This window comes from Neisseria sp. P0019.S003, assembly GCF_051957115.1.
Classification (GTDB): domain Bacteria; phylum Pseudomonadota; class Gammaproteobacteria; order Burkholderiales; family Neisseriaceae; genus Neisseria; species Neisseria flavescens_D.
Genome location: NZ_JBQCWT010000001.1, coordinates 121,034 through 136,146 on the forward strand (window position 1 = coordinate 121,034; position 15,113 = coordinate 136,146).

Here is a 15,113-nt window from a genome sequence, read left to right on the forward strand (position 1 = left end):
TTTCTTATGGTGTTTGGTTATATACCTGCCACAACAAAATAAGTTATAGCGGCAAACATAAAACTGAAGCAGAAAATTTCAAAACAAATGATTGGAAAATAGCGTAACTATATAAAAATTCATTTTTTCACAAATAAATTGCGCCCTCTTCATTTTTCAGACGGCCTTTGCCTGCGTATAATATCGGTCTATTTACAATTCAAATGAGCTTAGTCCAGCCATGACCGAATCCATCCGCCTGCCCGCTTCTACACTCAAGCCTTCGACCGTTGCCCTGCCCGGTTCCAAAAGCATCAGCAACCGCACGCTACTCTTGGCGGCACTCTCCGATAACGTTTGCGAAATCCATTCTTTGCTCAAATCCGACGATACCGACCGAATGCTTGAAGCACTCGACAAACTCGGCGTGCAAATTGAATCTTTACCTGAAGGCCGTCTGAAAGTTCATGGCACCGGCGGCCGCTTTCCCAACCCAACCGCCGATTTGTTTTTAGGCAACGCCGGTACGGCATTCCGTCCTTTAACTGCCGCGCTTGCCGTTTTGGGTGGTGACTATCATCTGCATGGCGTGCCGCGTATGCACGAACGCCCCATTGGCGATTTAGTGGATGCCTTGCGCATCGCCGGCGCAGAAGTACAATATCTGGGCAATGAAAACTATCCGCCGCTTCAGATCGGTAAACGCCAAGACAACGGCGAGCGCGTTATTCCGATTAAAGGCAATGTTTCCAGCCAATTCCTGACCGCCCTGCTGATGGCTTTGCCCTTGACCGGACAAGCCTTTGAAATCCACATGGTAGGCGAATTGATTTCCAAACCCTATATCGATATCACGCTCAAGCTGATGGCGCAGTTTGGTGTGGACATCATCAATGAAGACTACCGTGTATTTAAAATCCCGGCCGGTGCAAAATATCATGCGCCCGAACATTTATATGTAGAAGGCGATGCATCCAGCGCGTCTTATTTCTTGGGTGCAGGCCTGATTGCGGGTACACCCATCCGCGTAACCGGTATCGGTGCGCACAGCATCCAAGGCGACGTTGCCTTTGCGCGTGAATTGGAGAAAATCGGTGCAGATGTGATTTGGGGCGGAAATTTTGTTGAAATTTCCCGGCCTGCCGAGCGCAAGATTCAGGCTTTTGATTTGGATGCCAACCATATTCCAGACGCGGCCATGACTCTGGCTATCGTCGCACTGGCCACCAAACAACCCTGCACCCTGCGCAATATCGGCTCATGGCGCGTCAAAGAAACCGACCGCATCGCCGCCATGGCAACCGAACTGCGCAAACTGGGTGCAGAAGTCGTTGAAGAAGCCGAAGCCATCCATATTACGCCGCCCGAAACACTTACCCCCGATGCCGTCATCGATACTTACGACGACCACCGTATGGCCATGTGTTTCTCGCTGGCTTCGCTTTTGAGCGTCCCCGTCATCATCAACGACCCGAGATGCACGCATAAAACTTTCCCCGACTATTTCCAAGTTTTTGCATCATTGACCAACTAATTGATTATTCAAATTTTCAGACGGCCTGTTGTATACAAAAAACACAGGCCGTCTGAAAAATAAAAATAAAACTATACTTTTTCTTAATTTATGAGATAATAGCTAAATAAATTCTTAGCAATTCATATTTCCTTTCGGAGAGAAAACATGTCAGACGAAAAAAGCAAAGCCTTAGCCGCCGCCCTTGCCCAAATCGAAAAAAACTTCGGCAAAGGCTCCATCATGAAAATGGACGGCAGCCAACAGGAAGAAAACCTTGATGTTATTTCCACCGGCTCCCTCGGCGTGGACTTGGCACTCGGCGTTGGCGGTCTGCCCCGCGGCCGCGTGGTTGAAATTTTCGGCCCGGAATCCTCCGGTAAAACCACACTCTGTCTCGAAGCCATTGCCCAATGCCAAAAAAATGGTGGCATCTGTGCATTCATCGATGCCGAGCATGCTTTTGACCCGATTTACGCCCGCAAACTCGGGGTAAAAGTCGAAGAACTCTATCTCTCCCAACCGGATACCGGCGAACAGGCATTGGAAATCTGCGATACATTGGTACGCTCAGGCGGTATCGATATGGTTGTTGTCGACTCCGTAGCCGCACTTGTGCCTAAAGCCGAGATCGAAGGCGAAATGGGCGACAGCCATGTCGGCCTGCAAGCCCGCCTGATGAGCCAAGCCTTGCGCAAACTGACCGGCCACATCAAACGCACCAATACATTGGTTGTTTTCATTAACCAAATCCGTATGAAAATCGGCGTGATGTTCGGCAGCCCTGAAACCACGACCGGCGGTAACGCACTCAAATTCTACGCCTCCGTCCGCCTCGACATCCGCCGTACCGGTCAGATTAAAAAAGGCGATGACGTTATTGGTAACGAAACCAAAGTCAAAGTCATCAAAAACAAAGTTGCGCCTCCGTTCCGTCAAGCCGAATTCGATATTCTTTACGGCGAAGGCATCAGCTGGGAAGGCGAATTGATCGACTTGGGCGTCAAACATGACATTGTTGAGAAATCCGGTGCATGGTACAGCTACAACGGCGCAAAAATCGGCCAAGGTAAAGACAATGTACGCGTTTGGCTGAAAGAAAATCCTGATGTTGCCAACGAAATCGATGCCAAAATCCGTGCGGCAGTCGGTATCAATGTCGATATTACCGAAGGCAAATTGGACGATACCGACGGCGAACGTCCTGAGGAATAAGTCTGTTTGAAATAAAAGGTTAAAAAAGACCAAATAAAGGCCGTCTGAAATCCGACCATTAATCGGATTTCAGACGGCCTTTTATTCAATGCTGCTTAAAGCCCCAATGCTTGGGCATGAAACTCAATATGCGAATCGATAAAGCTGGCAATAAAGAAATAGTCATGCCCATAGCTCAGGCGTACTTTATATTGGATATTGAAACCTTTTTCGCGTGCTGAGCGGACGAACCCTTCCGGTTGCAGGACTTCAGGATACAAAGCATCTTCACTGCCGACATCAATCAAAACAGGCAATTTATGCGAGGCCGTCTGAAGCAGCTCGGTACTGTCATAGCGTTTCCATGTTTCCACGTTTTGACCCAAATAAGCTGAAAACGCCTGCCTGCCGCCTTCCGTATCGATAGGATGACATAAAGGTGCAAAGGCAGAAACTGCAGCATATCGGCCGGGATAGTTCAAAGCCAAATGCAGCGCACCATGCCCGCCCATGCTGAAACCTGCAATGCTGCGCTCTTTCGTTACCGGAAAATGATGCTCGATCAAATCAGGCAGTTCTTGGCTGATATAGCTTTCCATTTGATAATGCTGCGCCCAAGGTGCTTCAGTTGCGTTAACATAAAATCCGGCACCCTGTCCAAGATAATGTTCCTCGCTGCCGGCAACATGCTGACCGCGTGGTGAACTATCCGGAAAAACCACAATAATATTCCATTGCGCCGCAAAACGCTGGATTCCGCTTTGCCGAACCAATTCAGAACCATCACTATTTAAGCCTGAAAGAAAATATAAAACAGGCGCGGGATAGCCTTTTAAGACTTGTGGCGGCAGATAAACATCAAATACCATATCCGTCCGGCAGGTTTGAGAAAAATGGCGGTACCGTTCCTGATGCCCGTTAAACATCTTTCTGCGTTCCAGCAAATGCAATTCTGAATTTTTCATTTTATTCCTTGTAAGGAAACAACAATAAGCAGAATGTTAGCGCAAAACCTACCCATCGTGTTGTTACTCCATCTTTTTAAGGCAACTAAATCTGCTTTAAACAAGGCTTGCCAATCATGCGAAATCATTACGCCGACAGCATTTAAAATCTATACACAATCTCTGTGGATAAATCTGTTGATAAGCTTTGGGTAATCGTAAAATTTTCTTTAGGAACAAACCAAGTCTTAAATTGACTAAAATTTAATCAAATAAAACGTAATAAAATCAAATAGTTATATTTATAAGATTTTACTATAATCATACAATGAAAATTTATAGGTAAAACAAGGTTATGCGGCTTTGTGCATAAATTAGGGTTGACATCCCTAAAAATCGCCCCGAATCAAAAGCTGCATGAAACAACGGCCGATTTCATCAGGTGCCATTCAAAAGACACGCGGCCATACATTTTGCGTTACAATACGCACTTATTTTTAAGAAAGAAAAATACGCCATGAAAGCCTCCCAGTTCTTCATTTCTACCCTTAAAGAAGCCCCTGCTGAAGCCGCACTTGCCAGCCACAAGCTGATGATTCGTGCCGGCTTGATCAAAGCCAACGCATCCGGCCTTTATACTTGGATGCCGATGGGTCTGCGCGTATTGCGCAAAGTTGAAAATATCGTGCGCGAAGAAATGGCCCGCGCGGGTAGCGTGGAGCTGCTGATGCCGGTGGTACAACCTGCCGAACTGTGGCAAGAATCCGGCCGCTGGGAGTTTTACGGTAAAGAACTGCTGCGCTTGAAAGACCGTCATGACCGTGATTTCTGCATGGGTCCGACTTGTGAAGAAGTCATTGCCGACATCGTGCGCAAAGAAGTCAACAGCTACAAACAACTGCCGAAAAACTTTTACCACATCCAAACCAAATTCCGAGATGAAGTGCGTCCACGCTTCGGCGTGATGCGTGCGCGCGAGTTCGTCATGAAAGACGCTTATTCCTTCCATGCCGACTATGCCTCGCTTCAGACGACCTATCAAGATATGTACGACGCTTACTGCCGTATCTTCACCCGTTTGGGTTTGGAATTCCGTCCTGTTGCCGCGGATACCGGCAGCATCGGCGGTACTGGCTCTCACGAATTCCAAGTATTGGCTGAAAGCGGCGAAGACGTTATTGCATACAGCGATACTTCCGATTACGCCGCCAATATCGAATTGGCGCCTACCTTGCCGCTTAAAGGCGAACGCGCCGCTGCTCAGGCCGAGTTGACCAAAGTACATACGCCAAACGTCAAAACCATTGAGTTTTTGGTTGAATTCCTCAATATTCCAGTTGAACAAACCCTCAAGTCCATCGTGGTTGAAGGCGAAAACGAAGGCGAACTCGTCCTGCTGCTGTTGCGCGGCGACCATGAGTTTAACGACATCAAGGCAGAAAAACTGGCCGGCGTAAAATCACCACTGACCATGGCAAGCCCTGCCGCTATTATTGAACAGTTCGGCGCAAACGGCGGCTCTCTCGGCCCTGTCGGCTTCAAAGGTAAAGTCTATGCGGATTTCGCTACCGAAAAAGGCGCAGACTGGGTTATCGGCGCGAACGAAGATGACTACCACTATACCGGCTTCAACTTCGGTCGCGATGCTGCCGAGCCTGAATTTGTCGATTTGCGCAATGTCATCGAAGGCGACATCAGTCCTGATGAACAAGGCCGTCTGAAACTGGCGCGCGGTATTGAAGTCGGCCACGTTTTCCAGTTGCGCGACAAATATACCCAAGCCATGAATGTCAGCTTCTTGGATAACAACGGAAAATCCCAAATCATGGAAATGGGCTGCTACGGTATCGGTATTACCCGCGTTGTTGCCGCCGCCATCGAGCAAAACAATGATGAAAAAGGCATTGTTTGGACCAAAGCAATGGCGCCGTTTGAAGTCGTTATCGTACCGATGAACTACAAAAAATCTGAAGCCGTACGCGAAGCCGCCGACAAAATCTATGCCGAGCTTTTGGCTGCCGGTGCGGATGTTTTATTGGATGACCGCGACGAACGTGCGGGCGTATTGCTGAATGACTCCGAGCTGTTGGGTATTCCTCACCGCATCGTGATCGGCGATCGCGCCTTAAAAGAAGGCAATGTCGAATATGCCGAGCGCCGTGACAATCAGACTCAAGCCGTTGCAGTATCAGAAGTTGTCGCCAAGGTTTTGGCTGCATTGAACGCTTAAGTCTTTTTCAATCATGAAAAGGCCGTCTGAAACTGATTATTTCGTTTCAGACGGCCTTTTTCTGTTTTAATAAATAATATTTTTTCCGTAGCTCTCTAATATTTCTTTGATTTTTAAAATGGTTTCTTTAGGCGGCGGATGTACGCCTTTTAATTTGTATTCGTCGCCGCACAAAGCCCATTTATGTGCGCCCAATTCGTGATACGGCAAAAGCTCGACCATTTCGACATTATCCATATCACCGATAAACTCGCCCAATAAATGCGCTGAACGCTCATCATCGGTATAGCCTGGAACAACCACATAACGAATCCGTGTCGGCTGGTTGCGTTCGGCAAGATAGCGCGCGAATTTCAGCGTTTTGGTATTTGGGATACCGACAAGCACTTTATGAATTTCAGGATCGATTTGTTTTAAGTCGAGCATGACCAAATTGGCATGATCGAGCAAATCATCCAAAATCGAATCATAGTGCAAAGCATAGCCATTGCTGTCGAGACAGGTATGGATATCATGTTCCCGGCAGGCCGTAAACCAATCACGTACAAACTCATATTGCAATAACGGCTCGCCGCCGGTTGCCGTTACGCCTCCGCCTGTCGCGCGCAAATAATGGCGATAGGTCATGACCTGCTTCATCACGGTTGCCACATCCAATTCCTGCGCCTGCTCGGTATGCAAATCCCAAGTATCGCGATTATGGCAATACAGGCAGCGCATCAGGCAACCTTGCAAAAAGAGCACGTAGCGCAAACCCGGACCATCGACAGCACCGCAAGATTCAATCGAATGAATAATGCCTTTGCCGTTATAGTGACGGTGGCCAAGGTCTTTCAGTTCCGGCTCGGGGGTAATGGCAAAAGTCGTGGACATAGTGTTCGGCTCAAAAAATGTTTTTGCTTATATGGATTGTACGATAATAAAGGCCGTCTGAACATTTCAGACGGCCTCGGAGCTTTGTTTCAAAACAAACCAAATGCAAATTTGGCTTCTGGTTTGTTTCGCCACCCGGATTACATGGTTTCTGTGAATGTACGGGTAATCACGTCAAGCTGTTGTTCGCGGGTCAACGAGTTGAAGCGAACCGCATAACCGGACACACGAATGGTCAACTGCGGATATTTCTCCGGATTGTGCATTGCATCTTCCAAAGTCTCGCGATTCAATACGTTGACGTTCAAGTGTTGGCCGCCTTCCAAAATACCGTCTTCATGGTGGAAATAACCGTCCATCAAACCGGCAAGGTTGCGTTCGCGAGAATGCTCGTCTTTACCCAACGCGCCAGGAATAATGGAGAAGGTATAAGAAATACCGTCTTTGGCAAACTCAAATGGCAGTTTGGCTACGGAAGTCAATGAAGCGACTGCACCGTTGACGTCACGGCCGTGCATTGGGTTTGCACCCGGACCAAACGGAGCGCCTGCACGGCGGCCGTCTGGAGTATTACCGGTTTTCTTACCGTAAACAACGTTGGAGGTAATAGTCAGTACGGACTGAGTCGGAGTGGCGTTGCGGTAAGTTTTGTGGGTTGCCACTTTTTTCATGAAGCGTTCAACCAAATCGCAGGCGATATCGTCAACGCGGTCGTCGTTGTTACCGAATTGTGGGTATTCGCCTTCGATTTCAAAGTCAACGGCAATGCCGTTTTCGTCACGAATCGGTTTCACTTTGGCATATTTAATGGCGGACAATGAGTCGGCAGCCACAGACAAACCGGCGATACCACATGCCATCGTACGTTTCACGTCACGGTCATGCAACGCCATCAACGCGGCTTCGTAGCTGTATTTGTCGTGCATGTAGTGAATAATGTTCAGCGCGGTAACGTATTGGGTTGCCAACCAATCCATGAATTTGTCCATGCGCTCAAAGACAGTGTCGTAGTCCAAAACTTCGTCCATAATCGGCTCGGTTTTCGGACCAACTTGCTCTTTAGATTTTTCATCCACGCCGCCGTTGATTGCGTACAGCAGAGTTTTAGCCAAGTTAGCACGTGCGCCGAAGAACTGCATTTGTTTGCCGACCACCATCGGGCTGACGCAGCAGGCAATGGCGTAGTCGTCGCTATTGAAGTCAGGGCGCATCAAATCGTCGTTTTCGTATTGGATGGACGAAGTATCGATGGATACTTTGGCGCAGAATTCTTTAAAGCCTTGCGGCAGTTGTTCTGACCACAATACAGTGATGTTTGGCTCAGGAGACGGACCCATGTTGTACAGGGTATGCAGCACGCGGAAGTTGGTGCGCGTTACCAAGGTACGGCCATCCAAGCCCATACCGCCGATGGATTCGGTTGCCCAAATCGGGTCGCCGGAGAAGAGTTGGTCGTATTCGGGCGTACGCAGGAAACGGACCATACGCAGTTTCATTACCAAGTGGTCGATAAATTCTTGCGCTTGGGTTTCGGTAATCACACCGTTTTTCAGGTCGCGTTCAATGTAAATATCTAAGAACGAAGACACACGGCCGAAGGACATCGCTGCGCCGTTTTGAGATTTAACGGCGGCAAGGTAGGCAAAGTAAGTCCATTGGATGGCTTCTTGTGCATTTTTTGCAGGGCCGGAAATGTCGTAGCCGTAAGAAGCCGCCATTTCTTTCATTTGACCCAAGGCTTTGTATTGTTCGTTGATTTCTTCACGACGGCGAATCACTTCTTCCAAGTCCACACCGTTTTCCAAATCGGCTTGCAGTGAATTGAACTGGTTGAGTTTGTCTTTCATCAAGAAATCGATACCGTACAATGCAACACGACGGTAGTCACCGATAATACGGCCACGGCCATAAGCATCCGGCAGACCGGTAATCACGCCTGATTTGCGGCAGCGGCGGATGTCGGGCGTATAAACGTCAAATACGCCTTGGTTGTGGGTTTTGCGGTATTTGGTGAAAATTTCGCTGACTTCGGGATTCAATTCAACGTTGTACACTTTGCACGCGTCTTGCACCATTTTCAAACCGCCAAACGGCATGATAGAGCGTTTCAAAGGCTCGTCTGTTTGCAGGCCGACGATGGTTTCCAAATTTTTGTCGATATAGCCTGGAGCATGGCTGGTAATACCGGAGACGATTTGCGCGTCGATTTTATACGGCTCGTGCGTACGGTTTTCAACCTTGATGCCTTCCATCACTTCCGCCCACAGCTTGGTTGTAGCTTCGGTTGCTGGTGCCAAGAAAGAGGCATCGCCTTCATAAGGCGTGTAGTTTTTCTGAATAAAATCGCGAACATCTACGTTGGTTTCCCAGTTGCCACCGACAAAACCTTCCCAAGCGGCTGGACGTTGCTGAACATCATTTGACATATCAAGCTCCTAATTTTATTGAAAATATAGACTGTAAATTTTCTAAAAGGATAACATCAATACCCATTTATTTACAGGGGTTTTTGTGAAATAAAATTACAGATTTGGTTTTTCTTGATTTACGTCAATGAGAATAATTGTTACTTGGCACTACATCTCACTTTCCAAACATTCGTACTTAAAAACAGCGTAAAATACAAAATTCAGCCCTGAAGACAGATGTCCTTCAGGGCTAAATTTTTATTGCATTTCATATAAAAGGCCGTCTGAAAAATTCAGACGGCCTTTTATTCACTTAATCAATTAAGCAAACGGATGATGCAAAACAATGGTTTCTTCGCGGTCAGGACCGGTTGAAACAATGGCCACAGGCGCACCGCACACTTCTTCAATCCGTTTCAGATAAGCTTTAGCGTTTTCAGGCAGCTTGTCGTACTCTTTCACACCGAAAGTCGACTCGCTCCACCCCGGCATGGTTTCGTAAATCGGTTTGCAGGTTTCTACCGCATCGGAGCCGCAAGGCAGAATGTCGGTTTTGCTGCCATCAGGCAATTCATAACCTACGCAGATATTGATGTTTTCAATACCGTCCATCACGTCCAGCTTGGTAATGCACATGCCGGAAATGCCGTTAACTTGAATAGAGCGTTTCAGAGCAGCCGCATCAAACCAGCCACAACGACGCGCACGACCGGTTACGGAGCCGAATTCATGACCGCGTTCAGCCAAACCTGCGCCCACTTCGTCAAACAATTCAGTCGGGAATGGACCGGAACCTACGCGGGTAGTATAGGCTTTAACGATACCCAAAACATAATCCAGCATTTGCGGACCTACGCCTGCACCGGCAGAAGCGGCACCAGCCAAGCAGTTGGAGGAAGTGACAAACGGATAAGTACCGTAGTCGATGTCCAGCAACGTACCTTGCGCGCCTTCAAACAACAGGCTTTCGCCTTTGCGGTTTTTCTCGTTCAAAACACGGGAAACATCGGTAATCATCGGCGTAATGCGCGGTGCAACTTTTTCAATGACCGCCATCACGTCTTCAACTTTTACCGGCTCGGCATTGTGCAGGTGTTGCAACTGGACATTGTAATAAGCCAAAACAGCTTCCAGTTTCTCAACCAGTTTTTCAGGGTGCAACAAGTCCACCACGCGAATCGCGCGACGGGCAACTTTATCTTCATAGGCGGGGCCGATGCCGCGACCGGTTGTACCAATTTTGCTTTTACCGCGGGAAGCTTCGCGAGCTTGGTCAAGCGCAATGTGGTAAGGCAGAATCAATGGGCAGGTCGGCGCAATTTTCAGACGGCCTTCAACGTTTTTCACACCGGCAGAGTTCAATTCGTCGATTTCGCCCAACAATGCTTCAGGAGAAACGACAACACCCGAGCCGATGAAGCAGTCCAAAGTCTCATGCAAAATGCCGCTTGGAATCAGGCGCAAAATGGTTTTTTTGCCACCGACGACCAAAGTATGGCCGGCATTGTGGCCGCCTTGGAAACGTACAACACCGCTGGTTTCTTCCGCCAGCCAGTCAACAATCTTACCTTTGCCTTCATCACCCCATTGGGCACCGATTACGACAACATTTTTAGCCATAGCCATCTAACCTTATTTCAGATACAAAATTTCAAAATAAAACTCAATCGTTCAAAGCGATTACTTTCCAAACGCCGTCTACCTGTTTCAGACGGCCTGTAACCTCTTCTGAACCGTTATAGCCGATACCGTAATCGATAACGACACATTGTCCTTGTTCGCGCAAAGCATCTACCGCTTTTTGGGCTGCAGGCATATCCTTTACATCGACAGCCACCACGGATTCCCGTCCAATAGCAGGAAGGCGGCCGATGAAGCTGCGCAAATCAAAACTGAATCCGGCTGCAGGACGCGCGCGCCCGAAGTATCCACCCAATCCGTCATAACGGCCGCCGCGTGCCACGGCATCATGACGGTTTGAACCATAAGCCGCGTAAAGCAAACCGGTGTGGTAATTGTCAACGCGCAGTTCCGACAAATCGATATGCACTTTTTGATTTGGGAACGCATCGCATACTGCCTGCAATTCATCCAAGGCCGCACTGACTGCGGACAATTCCGGTAATTTCTCACGAGCCACAGTCAGCACTTCACGACCACCGTACAGTCGGGGCAACAATGAAAACGCTTTTGCCCACATGCCGTCGAGTTTCCACTCTTTGACCAACTGGCTGACAGCCTCAGCATCCTTGTCCTGCATCGATGACAGCAGGGTTGCCGATTGCTGCTCATCCAAATGCGCGGCATTTGCTAAAGCACGGAATACGCCGATATGGCCTAATGAAAGCAAAACTTCGCCCATGTCGGCAATCTTCATGCTTTTCAGCATCAAATCAATCAATTCGATATCCGCTTCAATGCCTTCCAAGCCGTACATTTCCGCACCCGCCTGCAAAGGTTCGCGCATATTGAGCAATCCGTCAGGACGCGCATGAAGCACCGAACCGGCATAGCATAAACGGTTGATGCCTTGGTTGGCAGAAAGCAAGTGGGCATCAATACGCGCCACCTGCGGCGTAATATCCGCGCGGATACCGAGCTGACGGCCGCTAAGCTGATCAACGACCAAAATGGTTTTCAAAGACAAACCGGCATCGATATGCGTCAATAAGGAATGGCTGTATTCCATCAATGGCGGTTGCACCAATTCATAACCATGCACGCGGAACAAAGCCAACAGCCGCTCACGGGCGCTTTCCAGTTGTCGGGCATTGGTCGGTAACACGTCGGCAACGTGTTCAGGAAGCTGCCAAGACTTCATGAGAATCTACCTCTGTTTTTTTGTAAACATAAAGGGCTGATTAAATTTAAAACCAAATCAGCCTAACGACTGAAATTTTCCTGAATGCATCAATAGCAAATCTGATGCGGCTTCAACAAAACTGATTTTAAATTTAAACAGCCCCTGAGTAACGGCTTCAAACCGTCGAGTTATTAAAATCAGACTTTACCATATTAAAACGAATTTTGCACCCTGTTTACAGAGACCGTAAAAAACATTAAAAACAAAGGCCGTCTGAAAACCAAATGCATAGCTGCATCATTTTCAGACGGCCTTATTCATGCCTGAACAACCCGACGCTTAGCGCCAGTAACGCCACCAAGGCATATCGTCAGATCGCCATTCGTGTTGCAAGAACGGGCTTTGCGGGAAGTTGGTTTCCAAAACGCGACGTGTATCAGCGGCCAGTTGTGGCTTGTCCAGTTTTTTATACGCCAATTCCATCATCGCCAAAGCTTCTTCGACGTAACGGGTATTTTGGTAACGGCTGACAATTTTTTGCGCACGGTTGGCCGCTGCGACATAAGCACCGCGTTTCATGTAATAACGCGCCACAGATATCTCGTTACCACCCAACGCGTCCACCAGCTTGGCCATACGCTCGGTTGCATCGGCAGCGTATTTGCTGTTTGGATAACGTTGCACCAACTCGGCAAACGCCTGATAAGCATCGCGGTTGGCTTTCGGGTCGCGGTCGGACCAGTCTTGGGAAGCCAGCTTATTCAAGAAAGACTGGTCTTCGTTAAACAGGACCAAACCTTTCAAGTACAGCGCGTAGTCCATATTCGGATGTTGCGGATGATGGCGTTGGAAGCGCGCAATGGCAGCCAAAGCTTTTTCCGGCTCATCGTCTTTATAATAGGCATACGCCGTATCCAACTGGGACTGCTGGGCATAGCGGCCGTTTGGAAAACGGGATTCTAAAATTTCGTATAACTTGACAGCTCGCGTATAATTGTTGCTGTTCAATTCGTCTTGCGCTTCGGCATAAAGCTTTTCCACACTCCAATCTTGAGTAATTTGGGCGTCTTTATCGATTGTGCCTTTATTTGCGCAGGCACTCAGTGCCAAACCTAAAGAAACTACTAAAAGAATTTTTTTCATGCAGAATACTTCCTTTGATAACGAAGCCGATTATAGCGATGATTTAGACTTTCCGTCATCCCCTGAAACAGAAAGTTGTGTTAATTTGACCGTTCCGCTCGAAATGGCGGGCGGAAGGCTGGATGCCGTATTGGCCAAACTCATGCCCGACTACTCGCGCAGCCGCCTGAGTTCGTGGATTAAAGAGGGTGCAGTCATTGTAAACGATAAGCCTGCTCAACCCAAAGATAAAATGATAGGCGGTGAATTGATTGCCGTTACGGTACGTCCGAGCGAAGAAAACCTCGCGTTCACGCCCGAACCGATGGATTTGGACATTATTTATGAAGACGATACCGTCATCGTCATCAACAAACCGGCTGGGTTGGTCGTCCATCCTGCCGCAGGCAACTGGAGCGGCACCCTGCTCAACGGCCTATTGGCGCACTGTACGGAATTAAGCCAAGTGCCGCGTGCGGGCATCGTACACCGTTTGGACAAAGAAACCAGCGGCCTGATGGTGGTCGCTAAAACCCTGCCGGCGCAAAACTCACTGGTTCAACAGCTTCAAGAGCGCACAGTCAAACGCATTTACCGCGCAGTCGCCAACGGCATTGTTCCTTTTGACGGCAAAATCGAAACCCAAATCGGCCGCGACCCACACAACCGCCTGAAAATGGCAGTCGTCAAATTCGGCGGCAAACCTGCCATTACCCACGTCAAAGTGTTGGAACGTTATCTGGCGCACAGCTACATCGAATGCTCGCTCGAAACCGGCCGCACCCACCAAATCCGCGTTCATATGCGCGAAGCCAACCATCCGCTGGCCGCTGACCCTGTTTACGGCAACCTGCGCCATCCATGTAGCGACGCAGTTAAAGAAGCCATCAAAGCCCTCGGCGCACGCCAAGCCCTGCATGCCTACCGCTTGAGCTTTGTCCATCCGAAAACCGGCGAAACCGTTTCCTTTGAAGCGCCTATACCTGACGATATGTACCACCTGCTTTCCGTCCTGCGTCTTGAAGCCGGTTTGGATTCGTCCCTAAGCAACGAGGAAGAATGGCAAGAGAAATTCGGCATGGACGATGACGATGATTGGAATGAAGACGACTACGATGTCGAAGTCGTTTATGTAAGGGATTAAACCCATTTTTCAGACGGCCTAAAATATTATTTCAGGCCGTCTGAAATCAATCCGTTCCAATATTTCAGCGACTCAAAGATTATGAAAACCATCACAGATACCCTAAACCTCGCCCCGCAAGGCAAGAATTTTTTGACTGCCGACTGGCCTGCTCCTGCCAATGTTAAAACGCTTATTACCACGCGCAACGGCGGTGTCAGCGAAGGCGTATACCGCAGCCTGAATGTCGGTTCGCACGTCGGCGACAATCTGGAAGCCGTGCTCCGCAACCGCGAAATCGTACAGGAACAAGTCGGCCTGCCCGTTGCCTACCTCAATCAAATCCACAGCACCATTGTTGTGAACGCAGCCGAAGCGTTAGACAATACGCCCGACGCCGATGCCTCGGTGGATACAACGGGCACGGTCGCCTGCGCTTCGATGACTGCCGATTGCCTGCCTGTCTTGTTTTGCGACAAAGCAGGTACAGTCGTTGCAGCGGCTCATGCAGGCTGGCGCGGTTTGGCCGGCGGCGTTTTGCAAAACACCATTGCAGCAATGAATGTCGAGCCGTTGGAAATCATGGCCTATCTCGCCCCTGCCATCGGCCCTGATGCGTTTGAGGTAGGGCAAGATGTATTTGATGCGTTTTGCACACCTATGCCGGAAGCTGTCGATGCGTTTGAAGACATCGGCGGCGGCAAATACCTTACCGACATTTACGCTTTGGCGCGCATGGTTCTGCACCGCGAAGGCGTGAACATGATTTATGGCGGCACCCATTGCACCGTTTTGGAACGCGATACTTTCTTCTCCTACCGCCGCGACGGGCAAACCGGCCGCATGGTCAGCCTGATTTGGTTAGAAAAATAAGATTTTCGCCATCAAAGACAAGGCCGTCTGAAATACTTTTCGTTTACAGTT

The 15,113-nt window shown here is 48.8% G+C and carries 11 protein-coding genes; 5 read left to right on the forward strand and 6 right to left on the reverse strand.

The genetic code is table 11. From position 1 onward, the window contains the following. Positions 1 to 220 precede the first annotated feature (220 nt). Complete coding sequence (gene aroA, locus ACTHTS_RS00590) at positions 221 to 1,513, forward strand: 3-phosphoshikimate 1-carboxyvinyltransferase (RefSeq protein ID WP_440368853.1); 1,293 nt, start codon at positions 221 to 223, stop codon at positions 1,511 to 1,513. Between the two features lie 147 nt (positions 1,514 to 1,660). Further along, entirely contained in the window at positions 1,661 to 2,707 is a 1,047-nt protein-coding gene (gene recA, locus ACTHTS_RS00595) for a recombinase RecA (protein ID WP_049322198.1), read from the forward strand. A gap of 95 nt (positions 2,708 to 2,802) precedes the next feature. On the opposite strand, the gene fghA is transcribed toward recA, so the two are convergent. After that, the gene (gene fghA, locus ACTHTS_RS00600; protein WP_440368856.1) at positions 2,803 to 3,651 is read right to left on the reverse strand and encodes an S-formylglutathione hydrolase; all 849 of its coding nucleotides are present in this window, start codon (positions 3,649 to 3,651) and stop codon (positions 2,803 to 2,805) included. 496 nt (positions 3,652 to 4,147) lie between these two features. Between fghA and ACTHTS_RS00605 the strand changes: the two genes are divergently transcribed. After that, entirely contained in the window at positions 4,148 to 5,860 is a 1,713-nt protein-coding gene (locus ACTHTS_RS00605; RefSeq protein ID WP_440368858.1) for a proline--tRNA ligase, read from the forward strand. 66 nt (positions 5,861 to 5,926) lie between these two features. Here the strand turns inward: ACTHTS_RS00605 and pflA are convergent, their stop codons facing one another. From pflA to ACTHTS_RS00630, 5 genes are all read right to left on the reverse strand, one after another. Next, positions 5,927 to 6,733, reverse strand: a complete 807-nt coding sequence (pflA, locus tag ACTHTS_RS00610; RefSeq protein ID WP_440368860.1) for a pyruvate formate lyase 1-activating protein — start codon at positions 6,731 to 6,733, stop codon at positions 5,927 to 5,929. Between the two features lie 140 nt (positions 6,734 to 6,873). After that, complete coding sequence (gene pflB / locus ACTHTS_RS00615) at positions 6,874 to 9,159, reverse strand: formate C-acetyltransferase (RefSeq protein WP_049332561.1); 2,286 nt, start codon at positions 9,157 to 9,159, stop codon at positions 6,874 to 6,876. A gap of 303 nt (positions 9,160 to 9,462) precedes the next feature. Next, entirely contained in the window at positions 9,463 to 10,761 is a 1,299-nt protein-coding gene (locus ACTHTS_RS00620) for an adenylosuccinate synthase (protein WP_440368862.1), read from the reverse strand. Positions 10,762 to 10,804: 43 nt separating this feature from the next. After that, entirely contained in the window at positions 10,805 to 11,962 is a 1,158-nt protein-coding gene (locus ACTHTS_RS00625) for an ATP phosphoribosyltransferase regulatory subunit (protein WP_440368864.1), read from the reverse strand. A 321-nt stretch (positions 11,963 to 12,283) separates the two neighbouring features. Beyond that, positions 12,284 to 13,087: an outer membrane protein assembly factor BamD gene (locus ACTHTS_RS00630; RefSeq protein WP_003680807.1), complete on the reverse strand. Its 804-nt coding sequence runs from the start codon at positions 13,085 to 13,087 to the stop codon at positions 12,284 to 12,286. On the opposite strand from ACTHTS_RS00630, the gene rluD reads away from it, so the two are divergent. Beyond that, positions 13,086 to 14,210, forward strand: a complete 1,125-nt coding sequence (gene rluD, locus ACTHTS_RS00635; RefSeq protein ID WP_249551780.1) for a 23S rRNA pseudouridine(1911/1915/1917) synthase RluD — start codon at positions 13,086 to 13,088, stop codon at positions 14,208 to 14,210. The genes ACTHTS_RS00630 and rluD overlap by 2 nt on opposite strands. 81 nt (positions 14,211 to 14,291) lie before the next feature. Further along, positions 14,292 to 15,062 (forward strand): peptidoglycan editing factor PgeF, encoded by a 771-nt coding sequence (gene pgeF / locus ACTHTS_RS00640; protein WP_440368867.1) that lies wholly within the window; start codon positions 14,292 to 14,294, stop codon positions 15,060 to 15,062. Positions 15,063 to 15,113 lie beyond the last annotated feature (51 nt).

What these genes read in the sequence shown, in the direction of transcription:
- pflA (WP_440368860.1), bottom strand. Translation starts at nt 6,733, where the DNA reads ATGTCCACGACTTTTGCCATTACCCCCGAGCCGGAACTGAAAGACCTT.
- pgeF (WP_440368867.1), top strand. Translation starts at nt 14,292, where the DNA reads ATGAAAACCATCACAGATACCCTAAACCTCGCCCCGCAAGGCAAGAAT.
- fghA (WP_440368856.1), bottom strand. Translation starts at nt 3,651, where the DNA reads ATGAAAAATTCAGAATTGCATTTGCTGGAACGCAGAAAGATGTTTAAC.
- ACTHTS_RS00625 (WP_440368864.1), bottom strand. Translation starts at nt 11,962, where the DNA reads ATGAAGTCTTGGCAGCTTCCTGAACACGTTGCCGACGTGTTACCGACC.
- recA (WP_049322198.1), top strand. Translation starts at nt 1,661, where the DNA reads ATGTCAGACGAAAAAAGCAAAGCCTTAGCCGCCGCCCTTGCCCAAATC.
- rluD (WP_249551780.1), top strand. Translation starts at nt 13,086, where the DNA reads ATGCAGAATACTTCCTTTGATAACGAAGCCGATTATAGCGATGATTTA.
- ACTHTS_RS00605 (WP_440368858.1), top strand. Translation starts at nt 4,148, where the DNA reads ATGAAAGCCTCCCAGTTCTTCATTTCTACCCTTAAAGAAGCCCCTGCT.
- ACTHTS_RS00620 (WP_440368862.1), bottom strand. Translation starts at nt 10,761, where the DNA reads ATGGCTAAAAATGTTGTCGTAATCGGTGCCCAATGGGGTGATGAAGGC.
- aroA (WP_440368853.1), top strand. Translation starts at nt 221, where the DNA reads ATGACCGAATCCATCCGCCTGCCCGCTTCTACACTCAAGCCTTCGACC.
- pflB (WP_049332561.1), bottom strand. Translation starts at nt 9,159, where the DNA reads ATGTCAAATGATGTTCAGCAACGTCCAGCCGCTTGGGAAGGTTTTGTC.
- ACTHTS_RS00630 (WP_003680807.1), bottom strand. Translation starts at nt 13,087, where the DNA reads ATGAAAAAAATTCTTTTAGTAGTTTCTTTAGGTTTGGCACTGAGTGCC.